The sequence below is a fragment of the Bacteroides finegoldii DSM 17565 genome, from assembly GCF_000156195.1.
Taxonomy (GTDB): domain Bacteria; phylum Bacteroidota; class Bacteroidia; order Bacteroidales; family Bacteroidaceae; genus Bacteroides; species Bacteroides finegoldii.
Window position 1 is genome coordinate 113,488 of record NZ_GG688325.1, and the last position, 25,102, is coordinate 138,589.

The window sequence follows — 25,102 nt, forward strand, 5'->3', positions numbered from 1 at the left end:
AGATATATCAGATTAAGATGAAAAAGATTGTAGTAGGTCTGGCTGTGGTGTTAGGTTTCTGTACGTGTGCTCATCAGCCTTCCGGTACATTGGATGTGAATAAGGCATTGGACTACTGCGCAAAGCAGACACAACGTACACTTACGGAACTGAAAACAGATTCCGGAATTGACTATACAATGATGCCACGCAATATCATGGCTGACGAACAACATTGGAATTGTCGTAAGGCGACGAAGGAGGAGTGGTGTGCTGGTTTTTGGCCAGGAGTACTTTGGTATGATTACGAATATACAAAAGATAAGCAAGTGTTGGAAGAAGCGGAGAATTTCACTCACTCATTGAAGTTTCTTTCTCATATTCCAGCTTACGATCACGATTTGGGATTTCTTGTATTTTGTAGCTACGGAAATGGTTATCGTCTGACTAAGAATCCGGCATATAAACAGGTGATATTGGACACTGCCGATACATTGGCTACCTTGTTCAATCCAATTGTAGGAACAATTCTTTCATGGCCTCGTGAGGTAGAACCGCGTAATTGGCCTCACAATACAATCATGGACAATATGATTAATCTGGAAATGCTTTTCTGGGCAGCTAAGAATGGCGGTAATCCTTATTTGTATGACATTGCCGTGTCTCATGCGGACAAAACGATGAAAAGCCAGTTCCGTCCTGATTATACTTCTTATCATGTGGCTGTATATGATACAATCACAGGCAATCTGATTAAAGGTGTTACTCACCAGGGATATGCAGATAGTACAATGTGGGCGCGTGGACAAGCATGGGCTATTTATGGATATACTGTGGTCTATCGTGAGACAAAAGATCCTAAATACTTGGATTTTGCTCAGAAGGTAACGGATGTTTATTTGGATAGACTCCCTGAGGATAAAGTTCCTTATTGGGATTTTGATGATCCGAGTATACCGAATGCTCCCCGTGATGCTTCGGCAGGAGCGGTGGTTGCTTCTGCTTTGCTCGAATTGTCTACCTATCTTCCTAATGGAACAGGAAAACGTTATAAGGATGCGGCAATCGAGATGTTGACAAGTCTCAGCTCCGACAGTTACCAGAGTGGTGAAAGTAAACCTTCTTTCTTGCTTCATAGTGTAGGACACTGGCCGAATCACTCGGAAATAGACGCTTCTATCATTTATGCTGATTACTATTATATCGAAGCGTTGTTGAGGTTGAAACGTCTGCAAGAAGGATACGGAGTGCTTGGATAATAAGGCTCTTTTGAATACTGGTAAGAATAATAAATGCTCTGCAAGAAAGATTCATTCGTTGCAGAGCATTTTTACTGGTTAGGTTTAGGGCTATTTATTGTTTTACCTTAATGATGTCATAATTCAAATCACTAACGGCTTCCTGTAGGCTGTCATTTACCAATCGAAGAGTTGTATCATTCACAATTACGAAATACATGGGAGCTTCACCACTTTTCGGGGTTAATTTGACTGCAGTAACAGGTTTTTTGTTTACCACCTTATGTATTGTCTGTTGCTTTCCATTGGAAGTGAAAGTCTTGTTCTGACCTTGGCCTTGAGCGTCCAGGTAAGTCATATCCAGTGTGTAAGTAGTATCAACACCATCAGTTGCAGCATTCAGGGTTAACACATAATCGATACCCGGACCGTCGGCAGCAGGAAGAGTACCGGCATAGACTTCTGTCATTTCGGTAATCGGAGTCATAGCGAGGGCAAGACTGTCTGCTTGTGCCTCTGCGGCTTTGTTGGCTTTTGATTGGCAAGATGCCAAAGCAGCTACGACGGCTGCTAACATAATTACTTTTTTCATTGCTAAGTGCTTTAAGTTAATATAAATATAGTGAGCTATCGCTCGGTTTTACTTTATTCCTCTTCCCGTTTGATGACAAGTAGTTTGTCTACTCGTCCCCGATCCATATCCACTACTTCGAATTGCAGATTCTTGTATGTGAAGATGTCTCCGGCTTTCGGGATACGACCAATCAGGAACATTGCCAGTCCGCCTAAAGTTGTGAAGTCTTCGGATTTCAGGTCTTCGTATGATAAAATTCCCATCTCTTCCATAAAATCGTCAATGTTCATTGAAGCTTCTACCAACATCGAACCATCCTGCCTTGTGATGATTTCTTCTTCTTCCGTTTCGTCCTCTTCAAGGATGTCTCCGAAGATACTTTCCGTCAGGTCGTGCAGTGTGATAATACCTTCCGTACTACCATACTCGTTAACAACAACTCCGAACTTGTTTTTGTTCTTCTTAAATAGCTCTAAAACTTTATTTGCATACAAACTTTCCGGAATAAAGAGAGGGGGACGGGCTATTTCACATAAGTTAAACTTCTGCTGGTTACCGACCATCAGGATAATATCTTTCACGGACACTACACCGATAATCTCATCTTTCCGCTCGTCTACCAATAGATATTTGCTGTAATGTTCCTCTTCGATCACTTTCATTACCTTTTCCCGCGTATCATCCGGATGAAGGATAATGAGATCCCTGCGGTGTGTCATCAACTCATTGGCTCGCTTGTCCGAGAAGCGGAACACATCACGTATCATTTCCGTTTCCTCTTTGTCAATCACACCCTGTTCCGAGCTTTGGTGAAGAATCATCTTAATCTCCTCCTGTGTCATAGGGCGTTCTTCACTTTTCAGACCGATGAGCTTATTCAACAAACGGGTGGATATACTGAGTAACCAGACAAAGGGGTAGGAGACTTTTGTCAGCAGAATCATAATCGGACTGAATAAGATGGCATATTTCTCCGGATTACTAAGAGCAATGGATTTAGGGACCAATTCTCCGATAATGAGAGAAAGATAGGTAATGACTGCTACCGTAGTAATCATGGCAAGATTACGCGCATAAGCTTCAGCTCCCGGAATAAGGGAGAATAGAGGAACGAGATCATCGGCAATGGCTACTCCACCATACGCACCGGATACGATACCGATCAGGGTAATACCTATCTGGATGGTGGATAAGAACTTTTCCGGTTCTTCCAACTGTTTCAGAACTCCGCGTGCGGATTTGTTACCTTTAGCGACAAGTGTTTCAAGACGTGCTTTGCTGGATGATACCAGCGCAATTTCATACATGGCAAAAATGCCATTCAGTATGAGTAAGAAAAGAATTATAAGAAATTCCATAAATGGATTAAAATGGTTATTGCTTCGAAATTACATGAAATCAAGACACTATGCAAATCTGTGTAATAGATTAATGATTTTTTAATACTAGTGGATTCTTTTTATCGGAAAAAGAAAAGGAGATACAAAGGTTGTAAAACCAACGTATCTCCTTTTTCCGTCCAATTCAGGAAGGATGTCTGTTATTTTTTAGCATAAGTATCCGCCTTTGCTTTGGCTCGCTCGATTCGCTTCATTGTATCGGGATGTGAAGAGAACATCTTTTGGAGATAAGAAGGTTTTTCTGCACCTTCTGAGAGTTTCGCCAGCTTGGTCAGCGAATTAGCCATGGCATAAGGGTCGATACCATTCTTTACACAGAACTCTACACCATAATCGTCGGCTTCGCCTTCTTGTTTTTGTGAATATTGCGCACCTGCCAATGCTTCGGCCATAGCTCCGAGTTCAGAGTCGGTCAGTTTGGCAACCTTGTCGCTGGTAGCACCGGCTGCATTCTTTACAGCCGAACGAAGGTAGGCGTTCTTCATGGCGTCTTTTGAATCGGTATGAACTACATGACCGATTTCGTGACCTACTACGGCCATGACTTCTTCGTCAGTCATTACATCCATTAGTCCGGCACAGATACGTACACTACCGTCACCACAGGCAAATGCATTGATATCTACTACTTCATATACGCCGAAGTTCAGTTTTAGCCCGTCTACTTCTTTAATATGACCGGTCAGTTTTTCCAGGCGTTTGCCGTATTCCGTATCCGGTTTGGTTAATGGATTGTGAGTGTCCATCCATTCCATGTATTCCTTACTCATGTTGGCAATATCGGCATCAGATAATGTTACGGCTGATACTACGTCTTTGCCGGCTTGTAATGCTTTCCCTAAATTAAACTTTTTGCCGAACTGTGCAGATGCTGTCATGCCCATTCCTAAGAGGATAAAGGCGATCATAGTAATTTGTCTTTTCATACTTTTAAAGGTTTTTATATTAATATTCAAATGTAATTCCTAAGGTAGGGAGTAAGGTCCCACTTGACTGCTTGATACGTTTCATTCTATAATGCTGACTATCGGCTGGAGCTTCCGGGTTATCGATAACACCGGTACTCATCAGTACGTCCTGTTGTTTTAGTTTGCTTACGGTGATATTCTGCAAATCCAGATAGAATCCCAGCATACAGTGTTTCAGGTAAAAAGTCTTATCCACACGGATATCTACTTGGGCAAAGGCGGGAAGGCGTTCCTTATTATACCTCGAATAGTCATAATATGCCTTTCCTTGTGCATCCCAGGCAGATACCAGAGAGGATTTCTCTTCATCGTAGGGGGTATAGGGAGCACCACCGATACAACTGACTTTCATTCCGACACTCCATAGATGCGGGAGATTGTAAGTTCCCCGTAGATTGAAGATATATCGGTTATCCCATGCGGATGCGATGTATTCACTTTCTTTATTGTTACGGTATTCACTTTTGAACAGGGTGAAAGAAGAAGCCAGGTTCAACTTTTTGGCAATTAACCATTTTACTAAGATTTCTGCTCCATAAGAACGCCCTTGTGCGGTGGAAGTTAGCAGTTCATTGCCTATCACTCCGTAATCATTTCCTTTGCAGGCCAGTGGAATGCCGTCTACAACGGAGAGCGGAATCTTATCATAATCTTTGTAGAATCCTTCAATGGAAACTTCAAAAGTATCTCCTTTCCGCCAACTGACTCCCAAACTTTCCTGACTGACTTTCATATAGCGGAGGTTGTATTTGTTGGCGTATGCTCCATGATTGTTTTTAAATCCAAGCGCCGTATATGGAGGAAGCTGATAATAAAGTCCGGCATTGCCGCTTACAAACCAGTGATCGGTTAATTGGTAAGAAAGTGATATACGGGGTGATAATTGGTCGGAGAGGGATTTCATTGCCGATGAATAGTTATTGGCATCGGCCCGTAACCCTAAAGAAGCAGTGAAACGTTCATCCATTGAAGAATAATTGACAGTACCGAAAATTCCCCATCGTAAAATATCCAGATAGGTGTGATAGTCGAATATTTGTGCCTGATTCGTGTATATCTTTTGAAAGGTTGTATTAGAGTATTGGCTATAATCTAAGTTCACTCCAAGATTGATTTTCCAGTTTCGGATAGAGGATTTGTTCTCGAAACGGAACTTCGTTTCTTGTTCGGTAGAACGGAGGCGAAGCATTAGATTGTCCGGAACACTTTCGTCATTCTGGCGGTATTTCGTGTTACGGTTGTTCAGATAACTGTGGCTGACGACTATTGATTGTACATGTGCTCCTGCGTAGTGTCGGTAAACAGAGCCCAATGTAAACGTCTCCTGCTTGATCTTAGGCAGGTAGCTGAGAATGTATTCGTTGTCTTCACTATCCGCTTTTGTGTTCAAGCGCATATTGTCGATTCCTCCCAATCCTAAAATAGTCAGTTCATTTTGTTTGTCGAACCTGGTTTTCAATTTGAACTGTACGTCTGTGAAGGTCGGCAAGAAAGGGAGGTCAAGCATATCAAAAAGGAATTGCAGATAGGATTGGCGTACGGATACCAGATAAGAAGTTTTTTCCCCGATATGCCCGTTGGAAGCAAGGGAGACTTCAGAAGCTCCAAGTGTTGCTTTCAGCGAGTTGCGTTCCATATCTCCGTCACGTAATTTGAAATCTAGGACAGAACTGAGTGCATTCCCTTTATCTGTAGGAAAAGCACCGGTATAAAAATTGACTTCACGTATCAAGTCGGCATTGAGGATGCCTACGGGACCACCGGAAGCTCCTTGCGTGCTGAAATGGTTGATGTTGGGAATTTCTATTCCGTCCAGATAAAAACGGTTTTCAGAAGGGGAACCGCCACGTACAATCAAGTCGTTGCGGTAGCCTATTGGTGAAAAGGCAACTCCGGGATAAGACTGTACGATTCGTGAGATGTCCCGGTTGGCTCCCGGACTCTTTTCTATTTCTTGTAGTCCTATGATACGCAGGCTGACAGGGCTTTCCAAATCACGCCGAAAAGGGGAAGCAGTGACAGTAATGCCTTCGAGCTCCGTCAGGTTCTCTTCCATCTCTATCGAGATATTTAAATTCCTGGTGGACAAGATATATTCAGGCGTAGTGACACTTTTGTAGCCGATAGCTGTTGCTTGTAAACGATAGATACCGGGAGGTACCTGCTCTATTGTAAAGTGTCCTTCTGCATTGGTTACGCCACCTTTATTCAGTCCGATGACCGTTACATTGATAAACTCTAATGGTTGACGGCTGTTTTTGTCTATTACTGTTCCTTTTATCTGATGCACAGGTTGAGCTTGAATCAGGAGAAGCAGAAAACTGCAAAAAAAGAAAAAGGTAAGAAGTCGCTTCATACAATTAGAGTTTAGTGGTGCAAAAATAATTAAATTGTTTTATTTCTCGTTTATAAGTTCTATTTTTGTGAGACCTATTAGACAGATTCTTTGATGAAAATGTAAATTTGATTACTGGCAATGATGCGATGAAGGCACACATTGTTCAGAAGACACGGAAGAATTATATATTAAAATAAAATAATACACAATGAAAAAACTTCTGTTAATTACTCTTTTTCTTGGTTGGGCAGCTCTCTCTTTTGCTGCCAAAGTAGATACCTTATTGATTAAAAGTCCTTCCATGAATAAGGATGTGAAGGTGGTGGTAGTAACTCCAGATGTAGCATTGGGGAAAAAAGCGCTAGCTTGCCCCGTTCTTTATCTGCTACACGGCTACGGAGGAAATGCCAAAACATGGATTGGAATAAAACCGAATCTTCCACAAATAGCGGATGAAAAGGGAATGATTTTTGTTTGTCCTGATGGGAAAAATAGCTGGTACTGGGATAGTCCGCTCAATCCGTCATATCGTTACGAGACGTTCATTTCATCGGAGTTGGTTAAGTATATTGACGAGCATTATAAAACGATTGCTGATCGGAAAGGACGTGCCATTACCGGATTGAGTATGGGTGGACATGGAGCAATGTGGAATGCGATCCGTCATAAAGATATATTTGGCGGTGCTGGAACGACAAGTGGTGGAATGGATATCCGTCCTTTCCCGAAGAATTGGGAAATGTCCAAGCAGTTAGGAGATTATGATTCAAATAAAGAAGTGTGGGATAATCATACTGTTATCAATCTGATCGATGGTCTTGAAAATGGAGATTTAGCCATTATAATCGATTGTGGTGAGAGCGATTTCTTCCTGAAGGTGAATCAGAATTTACACCATCGTTTGTTGGAGAAAAAGATTGACCATGATTTTATTACCCGTCCGGGAGCGCATAACGGACAATATTGGAATAACTCTATTGACTATCAGATACTTTTCTTCGATAAGTTTTTCAAGAAATAAATTGTATTGATATGATTGGTGCATTATATTAGTGCCATGATTGTGCCGCTTCTTTGTCACAGTTATCTTTTTAGGAGCCCAATGGGGCTCCTTATTCAATGGCAATTGATATGTTCTGAGTATTGATCTTATTGGAATAATGTGTGCGGCTATAAATGCTCGTAGGTTTTCCTTCGTTGTCGAATGTATAAGAATAAGTAGTATATTCATTATTATTGTTTTCAGGAGTGGAGCGGGCTACCAGATGTTGTGTCGGCTTGCCTAAGATTCCGGCAAATAGGGCGCATTGGTGGAATGAAAGCGGATAAGTTTCTAATAAATCCAAACAGGGCAGGCAATAGTAATTGATTGTTTCTCCGGCTTCATACATTATTTTATTTTCTCCGTAATCAGTGAAAGATTCATTTGTCAGTGACGGGGAAGTAACACTGATCAGCTCTCCGTATTGATAAACAAGCGACAGGGTATGGGAAGCGTTTTCGGGCTGTAGTGTACCATTTATAGATGTAATATTTTCATGCAGTTGAGTTAAGTATCCGTCTGTATATGTAAAATTATATTGGCGTACTTGGGAAATGGTCGTGTATGTACATTGAGTTGCATAACCTTGTTCATTCAATGTATATATCCATTTGTTATCTTCACTATCTATCATGGTGACAAGGTTGTTCTCATATTGTAAAGTTACCTGATGAGAAAGTTCCTGTACAATTTCCTCACCAATGCTGATTGACTGTGTATTGGTATAGGATGTGAGCTTATTATCCGTATATGCATACTCATTCTTTATAGTGTTGATAGCAGTGGAGGTGGTCATATATGTCTCTTCAACTTCGGTCATTACCATTTTAGACATTGTCGGAACAGGTATATTAATCTCATTCCACGTCTTCTCTTTCTCATCATCGTCGGAACAACTGAAAAGTAGAATAGTGGTGATAAATAGTAGAACTACTTTTTTCATTTTAAATGTTATTAAAGCCTTAGCCCTTTACTGCTAAAACGTCGGCTGGCTGGACTGCTTACACTCTTTTCGACCTTGAAGCGAGTCTGTGTTGTACTTTCTTCTGGAGTTTCGTCATCTTTAGGCGGATATGTACCGTCCAATACTCCTATGGCGATCTTCAGCAATCTTTCACTTTTACCATCCTTGTCGAATGTACCGAATGGTAGGAATTCACTGTAATTTGTACTCCCAGCTATTGTGGTTTCACTGACTTTTAAATCGGTAGCTGGAGAAATGGCACCATAAGTATCGTGTTGGGAATTGTAAACTGTACATACTACCGGGTTGACCGACCATAGAAATTCTTCATTAATAAACTGTTCTGTTGCTACATTTTGTCCCTTCGTCGAACTGCCTACAGTAGCAATGGGATATGTATCCTCTAAAAAAAGACTTCTAATGAGCATTTCCGGTGCTCCCATTGTCGTTCCGCTGGTAATGGCGATTAAACTGTGTAAGTTTAAATTAATCTCCCTATCTGTACCGAACAGAATAGTGGCGTCTTTATCCGTATTTTTATCATTATATTCAAGATAAGCCATTGGCTCTCCTAAACGGTCGGCTGAGGTCAGAATAGTACCTAACAACTGAACACAATCCATTGAACCTCCCTCATTGTAACGAAGGTCAAGAATAACAGCTTGTACGCCTGCTTCCTTAAACTTTTGCGAGACACTGCGTAATTCATTGTTGTATTTTTCCGGTTCGGCTTTTGTACCGGCTGTGAAGCTATTGTACATGAGATAGCCTACCCTTATCTTTTTGACCGGCGACTCAATAATCTCATATTTATGTACGGGATTGTCTTCTACTATCTGTGCTGCAGGCATTTCAACGGGGTCATCTATTGGAACAACTCTATATTCCATCATCGGTCCTTCATCTTCCCCGTCACCTCCCTCATTTCCGTCTTCTTCATCTTCTATTTCCACCTCTTTCCACTCGCCCAAAGTCAGTTTTACGGCTTTAGTTCCTTGCAATAAATATGTCTCATATTTCTTACTAATGTAGGAAGTGTCTACTTTCATGATCCAATCACCGCGTTCTAAACCCGCCTGTGCGGCAGGGGAACCTGGAATAACGTAAGTAATCAAAGCGTTGTAGGCAGTGTCAATATCCGGATTTCTAACTAATGAATAATCAAATCCATATGTGGGCAATGGGGTTGCCATAACAGAGTCTACAAATGAATAACTATCCTGCTTCGATTTCACTTTAGACAGGAAAGAGGCAGGTTCTACAAATAAATTTACATCATCATAGGAAGGTAGCTCCTGATACCATAGATAGTTCTGTTGCATGATGTCTAATATCCATGTATCCAATGCTGTTTGGTGGGCATACTCCGGCCAGCGGTCAACACCACAGGAGAAGAAGCCACTGAGAGATACGATGGTCAGGGCGGGTATAAGGATTATCTTTCTTAATTTCGTCATCATAAAAAGCTTTTCACGTTGCAAATGTAGGAAATACTTTGCTTATCTACCACATTTATGGTATAAAAATGCCTTTAATGTGTGATTGGCTGTTAGAGAATCCTGCGTTATCTTTGTGCTTCCAAAATTATCAATAGGCATTAGTAAAATAGAATAAGTGATTAATAAACGGTAATTTCATGAATATAGCTGCATTGTTATCGGGAGGTGTTGATAGTTCGGTGGTTGTTCACTTGCTTTGTGAGCAGGGCTACAAACCGACTCTTTTTTATATAAAGATCGGTATGGAAGGAGCGGAGTATATGGATTGTTCGGCAGAGGAAGATATTGAATTATCGGCTGCTACTGCCCGAAAGTACGGTTTATCTCTTGAAATAGTTGATTTTCATAAGGAATACTGGGAAAATGTAGCGACTTACGCCATTGGTAAGATCCGGCAGGGATTGACACCGAATCCGGATGTGATGTGCAATAAACTGATAAAGTTTGGTTGCTTTGAACAACGCATCGGGAAAGAGTTTGATTTTACGGCTACCGGTCATTATGCTACTACGATACAGCGTGATGGAAAAGTGTGGCTGGGTACGGCAAAAGATCCCGTAAAAGACCAGACGGATTTTCTTGCACAGATTGATTATCTGCAAATTTCCAAACTAATGTTTCCCATTGGAGGATTGACGAAACATGAGGTGCGTGAAATTGCAGATGCGGCTGGATTACCCAGTGCCAAAAGAAAAGACAGTCAAGGCATTTGCTTTTTGGGAAAGATAAACTATAATGATTTTGTCCGTCGTTTTCTTGGCGAGCGGGAAGGAGTGATTGTAGAATTGGAAACCGGAAAGAAACTAGGTACACATCATGGTTATTGGTTTCATACTATCGGGCAACGGAAGGGGCTTGGTTTGAGTGGAGGTCCTTGGTTTGTTGTTAAAAAGGATATTCAGGAAAATATCATTTACGTATCTCGCGGCTACGGTGTAGAGACCCAATATGGGAATGAATTCCAAATGCGTGATTTTCATTTTATAACGGATAATATTTGGAAGGGTCAGGATAAGGAAGTGGATATAACCTTTAAAATTCGTCATACTCCTGAATTTACTAAAGGGAAGCTCATTATGAAGGGAGATAATCAGTTTCATATCCTATCTTCTGAAAAGTTACAAGGCATTGCTCCGGGACAGTTTGGAGTGATTTATGATAAAGAAGCGCGGATTTGTGTGGGAAGTGGAGAGATTATCTGTTAAATATTTTTTTTGAGTGGCGAAGATTGAATAAACAAGATTATTTTCATTACTTTTGTTTCGTAGAATTATAAATAAAGGAGGTTTGATTATGACAACGATGGAATTCCCAACAAGATGCGGTGTTAAACCTTCTTTATATCTATGATAAGGCGGATAAGGCTCTTGAAAACACATCAGATATAGTATTCCGCTAAATCAACAATTCCCGCCCGCATGGCATATTTGGTGGCTTCATGCACATTATTTACGCCTAACTTGCGGAAGATATTTTTACGGTGGCTGTTAATCGTATGAAAACTAAGGTTTTTCTCTGCTGCAATCTCTTTTGTCGTTTTGCCCAGTGCGATTTCTTTTAGAATATTCTTTTCTGTTTGCGTTAGCAAATGATTGTCTGTGGATGAGGTAACAGACGGAGAGCCAGTTCCCGAAAGCAATAGGTTGCTGACATGATTGCAGATATATCTTTGTTTGCGGATAGCGCATTGAATAGCAGTGATAATTTCTTCTTTGGAATTATCTTTCATTACTACTCCAAAAGCCATGCTGCTAAATAATATTTGTCGAAGGAAGTTGAGACTTAGCTCATCGGAGAATAGAATCCAATCGGCCTTTTTAAACCTTTCCTGCAGAACGATCAGTTCATCTGCCCCGGCAAAATTGAATAGTGTGTAATCAAGAATAACCACTGCTTGCGGATACAATCGCAGCAACTGAATCAGCTCTGCTTTATTATCAGCTTCTAAAAGCGCGGATACATCTTTTTGCTTGGTCAGTAGGAACATCATTCCCGCTTTGCTGATATCTTGATTGTCTGCAATGATAAATTCTCTCATAATAGGAATAGCTAAATAAAAACTCCGCTACAAATGTACATATTTTGTACGATTTGTAGCGGAGTTTTAATTAGATTCTTGAATTCAGATTACCAGGAACGTCCTTTGAAAATGTTGGATTGGTCAAGCGGAACGATATTTCCGTTCAATGTCAGATTGTTGTTATTGAAGTTCGGGCTGATTGTAACCGAAGCTGTATTATTTCCACTGCTCATGTTGATAAAGACCTGAGCGGAAATACCAATACCTTGAACGCTGAATGAACAGTTCACATTTCCTTTCTTGTCAATGTTCATTTTCATATCAGAAGAATTACCATCTACAGTGACACCACCGATCCCGTTAGGGCCTGGATAAGCTGTATTGAAAGCAGTCTGCACAGTGGCTCTGTTGCCATTCATCAAGACGAAGTTGGTGTTTGAAGTCACGAAAGCACTCATTCCATTGCGGAAGATTACTTGATTGGCTTCCAATACAAATTGCTTGTTCTTTAAAGCCTGTACAGCTTGTTGATAGGCTGCCATGTCCTGTACTTGTTCTTCGGCGCGGAGTTTCGCTCTTTCTGCGTCTCTTTGAACTTTTCGTTCTGCGCGGCGGGTTGCTGCGTTACTTTCCTGTGCATACATCATCGTGCTTGCACTTACTAATACTAATGCTAATAATGCAATAAACTTTTTCATAACTTTTTTTTGTTTAGGTTTAATACGTTGTCCGTTTATTGCAAAAACAAAGAGTATGCCGGATTGTTCACGAACGTCGTGCAATTTTGTATCCGATAGCTGCGACGGCAATACTCATTAAAGGGCTGATAATGTTGAAAAAGCAATAGGGAAGATATACAAGTGTGGGCACACTTAAAATGGTGGCCTGAGTCATCCCGCAACTGTTCCATGGGATCAGTACGGATGTAACGGTTACTGCATCTTCCGTCGTGCGGCTTAGTAAGCAACTTTCATATCCTTTCTTGGCATATATGTCACGAAACATATTCCCCGTCAGAATGATACTGATATATTGGTCGGCTGTTGCCAGATTAAGAAACAAGCCTGAGCAAACCGTACCTCCTACCACACTGACCGTCTTTTTCATAAATCGAACAAAGATTGAAGTGATACTACCCAACATACCGCTGGCCGTCATTGCTCCACCAAAACACATGGCACACAGAATGAGCCAAATCGTATTCAGCATTCCGGACATGCCGCGTGTGGCAATCAAATCTGACAGAACGGCATTGTCTGTGTGCAGACTTGTACTTCCATATATCGTTATCATTAATCCTTTGAACAATGAATCGAAGCCGGAAGTTGCCATTCCGGAAACCTCCTGTAATAACTCCGGCTGGAAAATCAAAGCGAAGACTCCTGCCAGCAGTGTCGATAAGAACAGGGTAATGATGGAAGGAATCTTACGGGCGATTAATATGCCTGTTGCAATAGGTACAATCAAGAGCCAGGGAGTAATGTGGAACTTTTCATTCAAAGCAGTTGCCACTTCGGTGATATGTTGTGTATTGCTGGCATCGTGTGAGAATCCTGCCACAGTAAAAATAATCAAAGTGATTATGAGGGAAGGAACTGTCGTTATCATCATGTATCGGATATGCCGGAATAGTGGAGTATCAGTTACGGAAGCTGCTAATATGGTTGTTTCCGATAGAGGCGAGACCTTATCTCCAAAATAAGCTCCGGAAATAATGGCTCCTGCAATCCATCCCTCTTCAAATCCTTGTGCCCTGCCGATACCCATCAGTGCGATTCCAATGGTAGCAATGGTAGTCCACGAACTACCGGTCATAACGGAAATAAGTACACAAATGATACAGGTGGATGCTAAGAAGAAACTGGGATGTATGATTTGCATTCCATAATAAATCAAAGTAGGTACTACTCCGCTGATCATCCACATTCCACTTAATGCACCGATAATCAATAGAATGATAATAGCCGTTGCCACTCCGGCCACATTGTTTGTGATGGCAATCTCATAATCTTTCCAAGGAATTTTGTAGAATGCCATACCGATAAGAATACAAATAGCGGTAGTGGTGAGTAATGATACTTGACTTCCTCCACTTAAAGCATCACTACCGAAAGTATGGATAGTACCGAATAATAATAGTATAAGTACGATAATTGGTATCAGGGATACAAAAGGGGAGGGGGCTTTTTTCATATTAAGTTCTTTAATGCTCTATATTATTTTGGTTTGCAAAGATATAACAAAATGATCGAAATTCTTAGCGTTATGGAACGAAGCAATAAAAATTAGTATAAGTTTATATATTCTTGGTACATAGAATCAGCCCCAATTTACCTTACGTTTTAGCCACCAATATCGTATGAAAAGTATTCCGGTCAGAATCAGAGCGATAGATAGTCCGGTGTAGAAAACGGAAATAAAACTGTCGGGTAATAGATGGAAACTCCGGATGGTAATGCCTAGAGAGATCATGAATATCATAATGATCCAACTCTTTACATCAAAAAAAGAAAAAGGGCAGTTACGGGTTTTCTTTTTCTCGTCAATTCGCCGGGTGTGTTTATAATAAAGTCTTTTAAAGATGAGTACGAAGAATAACAGGAAAACTACAGTTGCTTCTCCGATTTTGAACATCCAGTCTTGGGAGTTGTTTAACCATGTAATGATTCCTATTCGTAATATATTGATACCGGCTGTAATCCATACTGCGCCGGCTGTAATGAGTAAGATTTGTTTGTTGACTCCGTATTTCATTCGCTTTACTTTTTTGCTATAAACGGTTTTACTGCGTATTTTGTTGAGTCATTTCTTATGATTTATAATTCATTTTATGAAAAAAGTGGTGGAAACCGTATTCCCTTCCCCATCAACGGCTGTCAGAGAGTGTTTTCCCGGTTCAGGTTGCAAGGATATTTTATGAAAATCCTGTGTTTGCATCATATATATATCATCGAGATGCCAGAAAACGATTGCTTCGGGATTGTTGTGAGCCAGTTCGACAGTGATGAATCCTTTGTTACCATCCAATTGTTTCGGTAGCTTGATTCGTGCATTCATCGGAGGATAAATGAATTGCATGGGTTGGAAACTATCTTCTCCGCAACCTGATTTGAACGGAGGAAGAGGCTTGTATTCCGGATGATGCTGTTTATAATACCATTCCCACACAGGAGGCAGTGCGAACCATGACCTTTGGAAAGTAGGCTCCGTATTGGCACAATTCTCATAAATACGATATTTCTCGTCGGCAGATAAAGTAATGAAGTGATGATATGGGCAGGATTCCGTTCGCAGTCCGGAGGGAAGTATAAGCACTGTGTCCGTCTCCTCGCAGAAGCGTCCTTTCAAATGACCGGACTGACGGCATACCTCTGCATCAATAAAAACACCGGTCGGACGTTCAAACCACGATGAAGAGGGAAGATAGTTGAATACATCGAATAATACGGGACCTGCCGTTTGTGCGCCCACTAATCCCGGTTTTCCTTCACCGGTTGCGTTTCCTACCCATACGCCGACTGCGTAACGAGGAGTGACGCCTACCGCCCAAGCATCCCGGAATCCATAACTCGTTCCTGTTTTCCAGGCGATGGTCTGCATGGAAGGGATGGACTTCCAATCGATCTCTTCGGGGCGGTTGACTTCTTTTAGCGCGTCGAAAGTTTGCCACACTGCACCCTTGTCCCAAGTGAATTTTTGTTGTATCGCTTCGTTTTTGTTCTCTTCTCCCATTAAGATGTCGGCTTCTTTTTGAGGGACTGCATCACTATGCTGATTCGGAATCAGGCTTCGTCCCATTTGTGCGTACGCATTTGTTACATCCCATAAAGTGGCTTCTGCTCCTCCCAGAATCAGGGATAAACCGTAGTGGGACGATGGACGGGTGATTGTTTTGAATCCAGTCTGTTGCAGGAAATTATGAAATTTGGGAACACCATATTTTTGTAACATTGTCACAGCTGGAATATTCAGTGAACGGGAAAGTGCTTCCGAAGCGGGCACAGCCCCCTCATACTGCCTGCTGAAATTCTGCGGACTGAATCCGTTTATGTTAATGGGGATGTCAGGAAGTAGCGTATGTGGCAATAATGCCCCCTCCTGCAACATCGCATAATATAAAAAAGGTTTCAAAATACTTCCTGTGCTTCTGGGAGCTTGAATTACATCCACCTGATTACCTCCTTGCCGATGGTCGAAATGTACATTCCCGCAATAGGCTATCACTTGATTGGCAGGGAGGTCGATTACTAAAATGGCTAGATTGCGGATATCGCTTCGGTTAAATTCATTGCTCCAACGTTCAGCGATGTTTTCTATATGCATTTGAATCCCCCGGTCAATGGTGGAATGTGAGTACTGTCCATTTCTTTCTTTGTAGAAACGGCTGACTAAGTGGGGAGCTGTTTGCGGAAGAAGATGTGGCTCTTCGGGAAGAGGCTCGCTGACAGCCAACTCATAAGTAGACGAATCTATGATTTCTTTCTCATGGAGCAGTTTAAGGACCCGGTTACGTTTGGCAAGTAATGTCTCCCGTCCTTTGGATAGGTGAATCATGGCTGGAGCATTGGGTAATACGGCAAGCATGGCCGATTCCGCCCATGACAACTCTTCGGCTGAATGACCGAAATAACGCCAGGCGGCCGCATCCAGTCCTACCACATTTCCTCCGAAAGGGGCATGAGATATGTACATGGATAGGATTTCTTCTTTAGAAGCCCTGAATTCCAAACGTGTAGCCCAGATCATTTCGATTATTTTCTCTCCGAAAGTTCTGGGCTTGTTTCGTGCAAGCCGGATAGTTTGCATGGTCAGTGTGCTTCCTCCGCTTACAATACGTTTGTTCTTGATGTTTTGATAAACGGCTCTTCCGATGGCAAGTGGATTAACACCCCAATGATGATAGAAATGTTTGTCCTCAAAAGTGATAAGGCAGTGTTTTATTTTCTCCGGTGTCGTATTCCTCGGAGGGAAACGCCACTGCCCGTCGGAAGCGATACGTGCCCCCAACAGTTCTTCGTTCCTAGCAGTGACGACAGTCGAGTAGGGGACATGAAAGAGTTGTCGGGGAAGACAAAACATATATCCCATCACCAAGAGAGTAATACTGCCAAGTATTACTCTCTTGGTGATGGATAAATTTCTGAATACCTCGGATATCTTAACTTTCATGAATTGCGTTTGTTCTTACCAACAGAATTCGTATTAGCGACTCACCGTTGTTCTTCCTGCTTTGCTTCGTGCCTGCACGGTTGTATCATACATGGCTTCGCACTGAACAGCCGGAAGAATGAAGTTACCGGTGTATGCCGCTTGCAATCTGATAGTAAATACCTTTGTCTCACCACGGTACAAATTGAAATAGGTCAATACACGATCGTCGCGGATATCCTGATAGGAGTAATTGATAGCTGTACCGGCAGTCGCCATTCGTTCATTATATATTTCCCATCCGGATGGTATAATATGTGTCAATGCCAGATTGGTATAATCCGATGTTCCGCTAATATTGGATATGGAAACGACAGCGGTAAAGTCAGTTCCTTGTTTAATTTCTTCTGCGGATATGGGCGTGCCGTTCAGAGTTGCATATCTTATATCCATCCGAAGATTGTCTGAGATGGCGGGCAACGTATCGTTCAGCAATTGTGTGCGCGTGATAATGTCTACTCCCAATGCTCCCTTGCCTTGATTCTTTACAGAGACTGTTCCGGATTTCGGTGAAGTAGGAATCTCTTTGTCAAATACCGCTTTGGCAGATTTCACGGCAGGTTGTTGCTTGCCGTTCCATCTCCATGTGAAATCAAGTGTGCCTGATAACTTTTCTGCCAAGCGTCCCATTGCCATGAGGGCAAATGCGGTAGACTGAGTACTGAAATAGTCCTCTAGTGACAGATTCTGCGAGACTTTCTTTGCTTGTTGAAGTGCATCCCGTTCCCGGTTCATCAAGATTAATGTTTCCAGAATCATTGCTTCATCCCGGTCGGACGAACCGTAAATAAAGTTCATTGAAGAATAGGGAGTGACACTGGTTGCTGTCTTATATGCCAATTCCTCGGCTGGTTTCATTTTTCCTGTCAATGCGTAGGCGGCTGCCAATCTCCATTTGGCTTGAATAGATAATCCTTGCTGTTCCTTCATTCTGTTCATAGCTCCGTACTCCGGCATACCGGCCAATGCCAGCGTGTATAGGCGGAAGGCTTGCATCAGCTCCGACTGCCATAGTTGCCAGCTGTTTGCATCCTGTGGCATACGCCAGTTCTGGGCTGCTGCACGTTGGAAGTGTTTCCACTTATTCAATACGTTTGAATGGACGGCATATCCCTTTTCTTGTGCCAATGTCAGGAACATTCCGGTATATGAACTGATCCATTCGTCTGCGACGGCATTCCCCGGCCAATAGACAAAACCGCCATTGGGAAGTTGCCGGGCATAAATCTGACGGATAGCCTCCTGTACATTTGTTTTTATTTTCTCTGCTTCCTGTTTGTTTACCGTTTTAAATTGAGAGATAAACAAAAGCGGCAATGCTTTGGAAGTCAACTGCTCCGTACACTGATGTTGGTAATTGTATAAGAAGTCGAATCGACGTGTGATATCTACGGATGGGATGCGGGATACTTCCAACTGAATATGATTGTTGTCGGAAAAACCGCTTAGGCTATACGATACCTCTCCACTTTGTCCGGCTTCCACCCATTGGCTGTTGCGCAATGTCACGACCGGATTCGGATTGCGTATGTCTATTTCGATGGTTTCTTTAGTTTGCTGTCCACCACCGTTTGCCGTCAGATGGATAGTTGCTTTACCTGTTTTGTTTCCGGTCTTCAATGTAAAGAATGTAAGCTGGTCGCCCGGTTGATTGAAGGTTAGCGACTGTTGCGAAGGTCCGGCAATTTGTACTCCTCCACCGGAAACCTGAATAGATACGGTGACATTCTTTACCTGATTTTCCATTGCAAAGATATTTACCGGAACAGTGATTTCCTCTTGAATACTAAGCACGCGCGGCAAGGTGGAAAGCAGCATTAACGGTGTCCGTACATAGGCCGTCTTTTCTGCATTTCCATAAGCACCGTCCTGTCCTGCCACTACCATAGCGCGTACAGAACCTACGTACATCGGAAGTTTCAATGTATGTGTCTGATGTTTGCTTTTTCCCAGATAGAAAGGGCCTATGAATTTAACGACCGGTTTGAACCGGTTTGCTTTTGCATCTGCCGGTTTCAAAACTGCGTCCCCACCTGTACTGAAAAGAGAACCGTAACTTCCGGCGGAAGCTCCCAATACGTTGTCGTACATATCCCATGTCCGGATACCGAGCGCTTCGCGTGAATAGAAGTCATTCCAAGGATCGGGTGTCTTGAAGTTCGTAAGGTCCAGCAGACCGTCGTCTACGATAGCCAATGTGTAAGTCATCGGTTTCCCGCTCTTTTCGCTGACGGTCACATTGAAGTTCGTTTCCGGTCGTAGCACTTCCGGCATTTGTATTTGCGGTCTTAATATTGTTTGACTGTTAGTTACGAATACCGGGACAACACCATGCATACGGATAGGCAAGTCATTCACTGTCTGCGCATGAGGCTGCAACAAGCTGATGTGCAGATATACATTCGGAGCCATTTCTTCTGTGACCTTGAACGTATATTTTGTATCTCCTTTGCTGGAAACTTCGATCCATTCCTGTTTGAGTACCGTCGATCCGTTTTCGATGGATACCAATGCACGTCCGTTGGCTGCTGCGGGGATAATAGCCATAGCTGTTTCTCCTATCTCATAGGAATCTTTGTTCAATGAGAAAGCAAGCATTTTAATACCACTGGGGTCCGATTTACTTGAACGTCCCCTCCATTCGGGCCAGTCTACGTAGACAGTACCTCCGGTGGCATGTCCGCTTTCTTTGTCTTTCACATAGACCAGATAACGTCCCCAATTGGGATAATCGACGCGGAATTTGAAAGAAGCCTTTCCATTGTTGGTTTGCAGACTCCCGCTGGCTACCGGAGTGATGGAAGTTCCGTTTATATAGGAACTGAAAGATTCTTCATTGTTTTCCCACCACCAGCTCCAACTGATACGGTAGATTTTATATTCCAGATTTGAACGGCTCACCGCCTGTCCTTCCGGATTCACTGTCACAATGTCAAATACATGATCTTTGTCCGTTTCTATGTATTTGCCTTTTGGCTGATTCAAGTTAATGCCCACATACGATGTGAACGGAGAGAAAGGAACGCTTTGGGTATAGATACTGGCATCTCCTCCCGGTTCGAATACACGGGTGGTGAAAGATGCGTTTAGCATACCCGGCGCATTGGTTGCTGCAGGGAGTTTTAAAGTGACTCCCGCTCTTCCTTCCGCGCTGAGCATTCCGTCAAACATATTTGTCTTGATGGTAGTGAAATCTGTAGCCGGATTATTGAAAATATACTGTCCGTAGTTTTTAAATTGTGTATTTACTTTAGACAGTGACATCTCTACTTTGGTTTTCAGATGTGAAGCCTTAGCCCCTGTCATCCAGGCAGAAGTGAGTGGAGCATAGACTTCTTTGTCTGTTGCTTGAAGAATTCTAGGCAATGCCAACATTATTTTAAGTCGGTTGGGTTTTATTGTTTCGATGCGTATCCCTTTATGGAAAGTCGAACCGCCTACTTTTACGTATGCGTTCCACAGACCGGTAGGGGCATCTGCCTGAGTAGGGACAGTAAATGTGTAAAAGCCATTCATCCCTTGTGTTGAGATCATTTTGGTATAGAATTGGCCTTTCGGATTGTAGATTTCCAGCGCTACCGGATGTTTGTCCGGTATTCTTTTTTCCCGGTCTTCCAGAATGAAAGATATATGTAAGGTGTCTCCCGGTCTCCATACTCCTCTTTCACCATACATAAATCCTTTTAAGCCTTTTTGAATATCCTTTCCACCCACATCGAAGCGGCTGACCGATTGCTCTTCACCGTCTGCAACACGTACGTAAGCTTTTTGTCCGTCTGCCTCTGCTACGATAATGAAGGGAACTCCTTTCGGAGCGATTTCCGCCAAGCCTTCTCCGTTTGTTTCTCCTTTACCGATGGTTTGTAACTGGAAATTGTAAACAGTTACTTGCGCCTTTCCGACAGGTTTTGTGTCCAAAATGTTGTTTACTGCAATCCACAGATTGTTCAAGGAGTTCTTCTTTACGAGCATTCCCAGATTAGAGGCAAAGACATTGCAGGTAGCTGTCCGGTCTGCTCCCATATAATAGGACGGGTGGCACGGATTATCCCGTTCTTTCCACTGATACAAACTCCAGTCCATAGTTTCGCCGTTGTAATAATAATAAGCCTCAGGAGTGTCCCATACAGCTTCGTCTGCCTCTGACAAAATACTACCGCTAACTTTTGTCAGACCGTCGGAAGTCGTGTCGGAAAACTTCATTTCTTTGTTTTCTTCACTTCCACCGCAAGGATAAGCGGAATATTCTTGGCGGAAAGACAGGATAACCCGGTAGATGGCGCCCGGTTCTTGATGAATCAGTCCGGCAAGGTCGATAGAGTAATCTTCCCATTGATGAATATCTTTTGATGAATCCTTGCTTAGCCACAATGTTTTCTTATAAACCAGGCGTCCCGAACGGCGCAACTCATTGGCAGAGGCCAGAGAGTTGTTTTGCATGAACATCAAGATGTTACTCTCAAAGATGCGGATAACCTTTAAATCTACTGCATACAGATTGACAGCGCGGAATGGAATAATCAGGCTTTTCGAATCGGGAAGAATAGCGGCTGAGGTAGCCATCTCTACTTGCGGTTTCAGATTCAATTCGCTGAATGAGATAGAGTGGGAAGTCCCCAGACTACGGTCTTGACTGCTTTTTATTCCTTCATGGATATTCAAAGTCAGTTTATTTATTTTATTGGTTTCAAAATAGATAAGAACCTGATTATCCTTAATTTGGGTGATGCAAGAAGATACTTCCGGTATCTCGATCAGTCCTTTCAGATCTTGCATATTGGATATGGGAGCAGAGAATACGACTTCGATCCCGTTTTCCGGTTGGTCAATGCGTTTGGCGGTCAGAAAGCGGAAACTATCTTTTGCCGGAATCATGATTTCTTCGATTTGCGTATGGTCAATTCCGGCGGGATTGCCGTTTGCTGTCAGTTGGATTTGGTAATCTTCCGCTTCCCGCAAGATCCGGTTGATACTGAATTCATAACGAGTCGGATTGTTGGTGGAGGTAATATCGACCGGATAATTTTTACTTTTGCCATTGCCGGCTATCAGCATTTTCTCGACTTCTTCTTTCTTTACAACGTCACTAAAGCGTATTTCTCCTTTTATGTTCACTTCGTCGGGTTGAGTAGCTGTAATCGTTATAGGTTCTGTATGAATTGTGAAGTTACGTTCCTGCACCCGGAATGAGAAGTTAAATTCCTTTAGCTTTTTATCTACCTCGATAAAATCTCCAAGCTGGAAAGTTCCTTCGTAGAATGCTCCCGGTTTTAAAGTACCTTCTTCCGGAACAAATTCGATGGTGTTATTGCTAATCCAATATGCTTTTCCTTTCAAAGACGGTGAAAAGCTGAACGGATTATCTTTTAACTCATTATTTACGTCAACCATAGGTTGATCGTGTGTCAGCTCGATGCGTATAGTCGAACTTTGGGAGATGACTCCTCCTGTGTAGGCATTTACATAGGGGGCATATTTTGCAGAGGGGATGATGTCTTTCGGACTGTGCATACATGCGGAAAAGGTCACAATCCACATTATGAAAAAGAATAGTTTGGTAGCGAGGCTGCTACGTCCAGTTTTTATTTGTCCCATAGCAAAGAGTTTTTATTGGTTCAGTGGACAAATATACTGTTTTTATAATAGATTCTTTTATAGACAGGGGTATTTTTCCTTCAACTTTTTCATGAAGGACTTGCTTACTTGTAGGAGCTCGGCGTCATTAAAAGGGGGGAGTAATACACAATTATTGTCTTCAATTGATGCCAGATAGCTGATATTAATAATGTAGGATTGACTGATCTGAAGCAAATAAGGGTGTAAACTCAATATCTTTTGCGAGTTCGTGTTTCTTTTTAATATCAGAGTATGTTTGTTGGATAACATGACTTCCCACAATTTGCTTTTTGAGTTATAGCGGAAATAACCGATTTCTTCCAAGTGAATCAGTTGCAAATTTCCGGTAATAGTGGTATATAAAAATATGCTTTCTTGATGTTGCGTAATTTGTGTCTGGTCGCAATGTTCAATGTTTATGTGTTGATTGTTCATGATATTAATTTATTAATTTCCCGTGTCGTAATTTTTATTTTCTGTCAAAAGTAACAGATTACTCTTAATTATAAAAATGAAAAGTGTCTCATTATAGAAATGAGACACTTTTATTATTAAGATTTGTACGTTACAGAATAGAATTATTCTATTTACTTTGTTGATATTCAATGAATTTACTAGGAGAAATACCATATCTTTCGGAAAAGTTCCGGTAGAAGGTTGCCCGTGAGCTAAATCCGCATGCAAACATCAACTCTTTCACATTCTTTTTCGGATTTTGGGCGATTAGTTGTTTGAAATGCTCTAGTCGGATATAATTAATATATTCACGGAAACCTGTAAATCCCTGACTTTTGATTGCATCCGAAATATTGCGTTCTTTGTCATTTAAGGCTTCTGCCAAATCTTTTATATTGTATTTCTGATCTGTGTAAGGATGTTCTTTCTTTAAATAACTCTCGATTGTGGTGAAGAGTGTGAGTGGCTGAAATGAGTTTCTCATTTCTTCAGGATTTTCTTCTTCTGTATTATACACCATACTGATATGGTCTGAAAACGGATTCTCATATCGTAAATATAGCATTGAGAATAAAGCAGTAAAAACGATTGCTGTAATACCGAATAAATTGAAGATAAACTCATTAATGCTTAATGTGAATAGGATGTATATACCAAGAAATAGGAATAAGAATCCCATGAATAGATACATGTTTCTATTCATCTTACGATGTGTCTTAACACGGCTGGTGACATAAATGAGAATAAAGAGAGGAGTGATGACAGAAAGCAGAAATATACTGATTCTGAGTTTGACATCCATATTACCGATATTGGGCATTATCTCATTTAGTGAATGGATAGCCGTTATGTTGCCATTGAAGTACAGATAGCAGATTCCTACCGTTATGGTAATGATAGGAGGCAATAAGAAGGTGAATATTCTGAAATGGTTGAAATATCCCGGAGATAAGGATGCGATGGGAAATAGTGCTACGATATTGGCCAAAGCGTACCATTTAAGCATTTTATCAATATTGAGCAATTCTGTGAAGTCATATTCCGGGGTGTCCGTGACAATCGTCAGCCATCCGATGTTTTCCCATGAAAACATGAACCCTATACCGACTGCTATGACTCCCCAATATAATTGAGGATAATTGTCTTTGGCACGAATGATAAGAATAATCCCCGATATAAGGGCAATCAAATCAAGTGCTAGTTCAACTGATAAATGTAGTATTCCCATGTTTATAAGTCTTCACCTGCATATTTAAGGCTATTAAGTTTAATAACGTGATTATGAGTTTATGCAAATGTAGTTGTTTTGTTTCTATCCAACAAAATTCGGTTGATAAATTGCATTTATTTGCGTACTTACAAAATATAATTAGTTAATTCTAAAACTGATCTTCGTAGCGTTTCCAATATATTAGGATGATATGCCAAAATTTGTGACCGTTTGTTAGAATTGAAATAGAAGTAAGCATTATAGGTATATAAACAATAAATCCCCATAACCTTATTAGTTACAGGGATTTAGTATATAGCAATTTATTAAATTACTTGCTCAAAGCCTGAGCTACGTCAACCGCACAAGCTACAGTACAACCTACCATCGGGTTGTTACCAATTCCCAGGAATCCCATCATTTCTACGTGAGCAGGAACTGATGAAGAACCAGCGAACTGAGCGTCAGAGTGCATACGGCCCATTGTGTCTGTCATACATAAACTCGTGACGGTTTAGGAATATACAATATATTGTAATTTGCTATTATATAATATGTTATGCTCTTATTTTTATTAACTAGATGTATAT

Annotated in this window: 17 protein-coding genes and 1 pseudogene; 3 read left to right on the forward strand and 15 right to left on the reverse strand. The window is 41.6% G+C overall.

The window, feature by feature from the left end:
- Positions 1-17: 17 nt before the first annotated feature.
- Entirely contained in the window at positions 18-1,238 is a 1,221-nt protein-coding gene (locus BACFIN_RS08240) for a glycoside hydrolase family 88 protein (protein ID WP_007754317.1), read from the forward strand.
- A gap of 94 nt (positions 1,239-1,332) precedes the next feature.
- Here the strand turns inward: BACFIN_RS08240 and BACFIN_RS08235 are convergent, their stop codons facing one another.
- The 4 genes from BACFIN_RS08235 to BACFIN_RS08220 all read right to left on the reverse strand — a co-directional run bounded on the left by BACFIN_RS08235 (position 1,333) and on the right by BACFIN_RS08220 (position 6,515).
- The gene (locus BACFIN_RS08235) at positions 1,333-1,809 is read right to left on the reverse strand and encodes a copper resistance protein NlpE (protein ID WP_007754320.1); all 477 of its coding nucleotides are present in this window, start codon (positions 1,807-1,809) and stop codon (positions 1,333-1,335) included.
- Positions 1,810-1,862: 53 nt separating this feature from the next.
- The gene (locus BACFIN_RS08230) at positions 1,863-3,149 is read right to left on the reverse strand and encodes a hemolysin family protein (protein ID WP_007754323.1); all 1,287 of its coding nucleotides are present in this window, start codon (positions 3,147-3,149) and stop codon (positions 1,863-1,865) included.
- A 182-nt stretch (positions 3,150-3,331) separates the two neighbouring features.
- Complete coding sequence (locus BACFIN_RS08225) at positions 3,332-4,117, reverse strand: M48 family metallopeptidase (protein ID WP_007759054.1); 786 nt, start codon at positions 4,115-4,117, stop codon at positions 3,332-3,334.
- Positions 4,118-4,136: 19 nt separating this feature from the next.
- Entirely contained in the window at positions 4,137-6,515 is a 2,379-nt protein-coding gene (locus tag BACFIN_RS08220) for a TonB-dependent receptor (protein WP_007754327.1), read from the reverse strand.
- Between the two features lie 190 nt (positions 6,516-6,705).
- Between BACFIN_RS08220 and BACFIN_RS08215 the strand changes: the two genes are divergently transcribed.
- Positions 6,706-7,518 (forward strand): alpha/beta hydrolase, encoded by an 813-nt coding sequence (locus BACFIN_RS08215; RefSeq protein WP_007754329.1) that lies wholly within the window; start codon positions 6,706-6,708, stop codon positions 7,516-7,518.
- 91 nt (positions 7,519-7,609) lie between these two features.
- Here the strand turns inward: BACFIN_RS08215 and BACFIN_RS08210 are convergent, their stop codons facing one another.
- Complete coding sequence (locus tag BACFIN_RS08210; RefSeq protein ID WP_007754331.1) at positions 7,610-8,482, reverse strand: DUF4595 domain-containing protein; 873 nt, start codon at positions 8,480-8,482, stop codon at positions 7,610-7,612.
- A gap of 11 nt (positions 8,483-8,493) precedes the next feature.
- Positions 8,494-9,963 carry a S41 family peptidase gene (locus tag BACFIN_RS08205; protein WP_007754333.1) on the reverse strand — a complete coding sequence of 490 codons (1,470 nt, stop codon included), beginning with the start codon at positions 9,961-9,963 and terminating at the stop codon, positions 8,494-8,496.
- A 176-nt stretch (positions 9,964-10,139) separates the two neighbouring features.
- On the opposite strand from BACFIN_RS08205, the gene mnmA reads away from it, so the two are divergent.
- Positions 10,140-11,207 (forward strand): tRNA 2-thiouridine(34) synthase MnmA, encoded by a 1,068-nt coding sequence (gene mnmA / locus BACFIN_RS08200; RefSeq protein ID WP_007754334.1) that lies wholly within the window; start codon positions 10,140-10,142, stop codon positions 11,205-11,207.
- Positions 11,208-11,380: 173 nt separating this feature from the next.
- On the opposite strand, the gene BACFIN_RS08195 is transcribed toward mnmA, so the two are convergent.
- From BACFIN_RS08195 to BACFIN_RS21820, 9 genes and pseudogenes are all read right to left on the reverse strand, one after another.
- Complete coding sequence (locus tag BACFIN_RS08195) at positions 11,381-12,040, reverse strand: response regulator transcription factor (RefSeq protein ID WP_007754337.1); 660 nt, start codon at positions 12,038-12,040, stop codon at positions 11,381-11,383.
- 89 nt (positions 12,041-12,129) lie between these two features.
- On the reverse strand, positions 12,130-12,720 hold the full coding sequence (locus tag BACFIN_RS08190; RefSeq protein ID WP_022275085.1) for a DUF4251 domain-containing protein: 591 nt from the start codon (positions 12,718-12,720) through the stop codon (positions 12,130-12,132).
- Between the two features lie 67 nt (positions 12,721-12,787).
- Complete coding sequence (locus tag BACFIN_RS08185) at positions 12,788-14,215, reverse strand: Na+/H+ antiporter NhaC family protein (protein ID WP_007754342.1); 1,428 nt, start codon at positions 14,213-14,215, stop codon at positions 12,788-12,790.
- A 126-nt stretch (positions 14,216-14,341) separates the two neighbouring features.
- Positions 14,342-14,776, reverse strand: a complete 435-nt coding sequence (locus tag BACFIN_RS08180) for a hypothetical protein (RefSeq protein WP_007754344.1) — start codon at positions 14,774-14,776, stop codon at positions 14,342-14,344.
- A 69-nt stretch (positions 14,777-14,845) separates the two neighbouring features.
- Positions 14,846-17,191 carry a penicillin-binding protein 1C gene (gene pbpC / locus BACFIN_RS08175; protein ID WP_007754346.1) on the reverse strand — a complete coding sequence of 782 codons (2,346 nt, stop codon included), beginning with the start codon at positions 17,189-17,191 and terminating at the stop codon, positions 14,846-14,848.
- Positions 17,192-17,224: 33 nt separating this feature from the next.
- Entirely contained in the window at positions 17,225-22,825 is a 5,601-nt protein-coding gene (locus tag BACFIN_RS08170; protein ID WP_007754347.1) for an alpha-2-macroglobulin family protein, read from the reverse strand.
- Between the two features lie 57 nt (positions 22,826-22,882).
- Entirely contained in the window at positions 22,883-23,281 is a 399-nt protein-coding gene (locus BACFIN_RS08165; protein WP_007754348.1) for a LytTR family DNA-binding domain-containing protein, read from the reverse strand.
- A gap of 148 nt (positions 23,282-23,429) precedes the next feature.
- On the reverse strand, positions 23,430-24,530 hold the full coding sequence (locus BACFIN_RS08160) for a helix-turn-helix transcriptional regulator (protein ID WP_007754355.1): 1,101 nt from the start codon (positions 24,528-24,530) through the stop codon (positions 23,430-23,432).
- A gap of 313 nt (positions 24,531-24,843) precedes the next feature.
- Positions 24,844-25,008, reverse strand: a pseudogene (locus tag BACFIN_RS21820) (GGGtGRT protein); the annotation flags it as partial.
- Positions 25,009-25,102: the final 94 nt, after the last annotated feature.

Coding starts and splice junctions, on each gene's coding strand:
- BACFIN_RS08165 (WP_007754348.1), bottom strand. CDS start 23,281: ATGAACAATCAACACATAAACATTGAACATTGCGACCAGACACAAATT.
- BACFIN_RS08230 (WP_007754323.1), bottom strand. CDS start 3,149: ATGGAATTTCTTATAATTCTTTTCTTACTCATACTGAATGGCATTTTT.
- pbpC (WP_007754346.1), bottom strand. CDS start 17,191: ATGAAAGTTAAGATATCCGAGGTATTCAGAAATTTATCCATCACCAAG.
- BACFIN_RS08210 (WP_007754331.1), bottom strand. CDS start 8,482: ATGAAAAAAGTAGTTCTACTATTTATCACCACTATTCTACTTTTCAGT.
- BACFIN_RS08225 (WP_007759054.1), bottom strand. CDS start 4,117: ATGAAAAGACAAATTACTATGATCGCCTTTATCCTCTTAGGAATGGGC.
- BACFIN_RS08170 (WP_007754347.1), bottom strand. CDS start 22,825: ATGGGACAAATAAAAACTGGACGTAGCAGCCTCGCTACCAAACTATTC.
- BACFIN_RS08240 (WP_007754317.1), top strand. CDS start 18: ATGAAAAAGATTGTAGTAGGTCTGGCTGTGGTGTTAGGTTTCTGTACG.
- BACFIN_RS08205 (WP_007754333.1), bottom strand. CDS start 9,963: ATGATGACGAAATTAAGAAAGATAATCCTTATACCCGCCCTGACCATC.
- BACFIN_RS08220 (WP_007754327.1), bottom strand. CDS start 6,515: ATGAAGCGACTTCTTACCTTTTTCTTTTTTTGCAGTTTTCTGCTTCTC.
- BACFIN_RS08160 (WP_007754355.1), bottom strand. CDS start 24,530: ATGGGAATACTACATTTATCAGTTGAACTAGCACTTGATTTGATTGCC.
- BACFIN_RS08215 (WP_007754329.1), top strand. CDS start 6,706: ATGAAAAAACTTCTGTTAATTACTCTTTTTCTTGGTTGGGCAGCTCTC.
- BACFIN_RS08235 (WP_007754320.1), bottom strand. CDS start 1,809: ATGAAAAAAGTAATTATGTTAGCAGCCGTCGTAGCTGCTTTGGCATCT.
- BACFIN_RS08190 (WP_022275085.1), bottom strand. CDS start 12,720: ATGAAAAAGTTTATTGCATTATTAGCATTAGTATTAGTAAGTGCAAGC.
- BACFIN_RS08180 (WP_007754344.1), bottom strand. CDS start 14,776: ATGAAATACGGAGTCAACAAACAAATCTTACTCATTACAGCCGGCGCA.
- BACFIN_RS08185 (WP_007754342.1), bottom strand. CDS start 14,215: ATGAAAAAAGCCCCCTCCCCTTTTGTATCCCTGATACCAATTATCGTA.
- mnmA (WP_007754334.1), top strand. CDS start 10,140: ATGAATATAGCTGCATTGTTATCGGGAGGTGTTGATAGTTCGGTGGTT.
- BACFIN_RS08195 (WP_007754337.1), bottom strand. CDS start 12,040: ATGAGAGAATTTATCATTGCAGACAATCAAGATATCAGCAAAGCGGGA.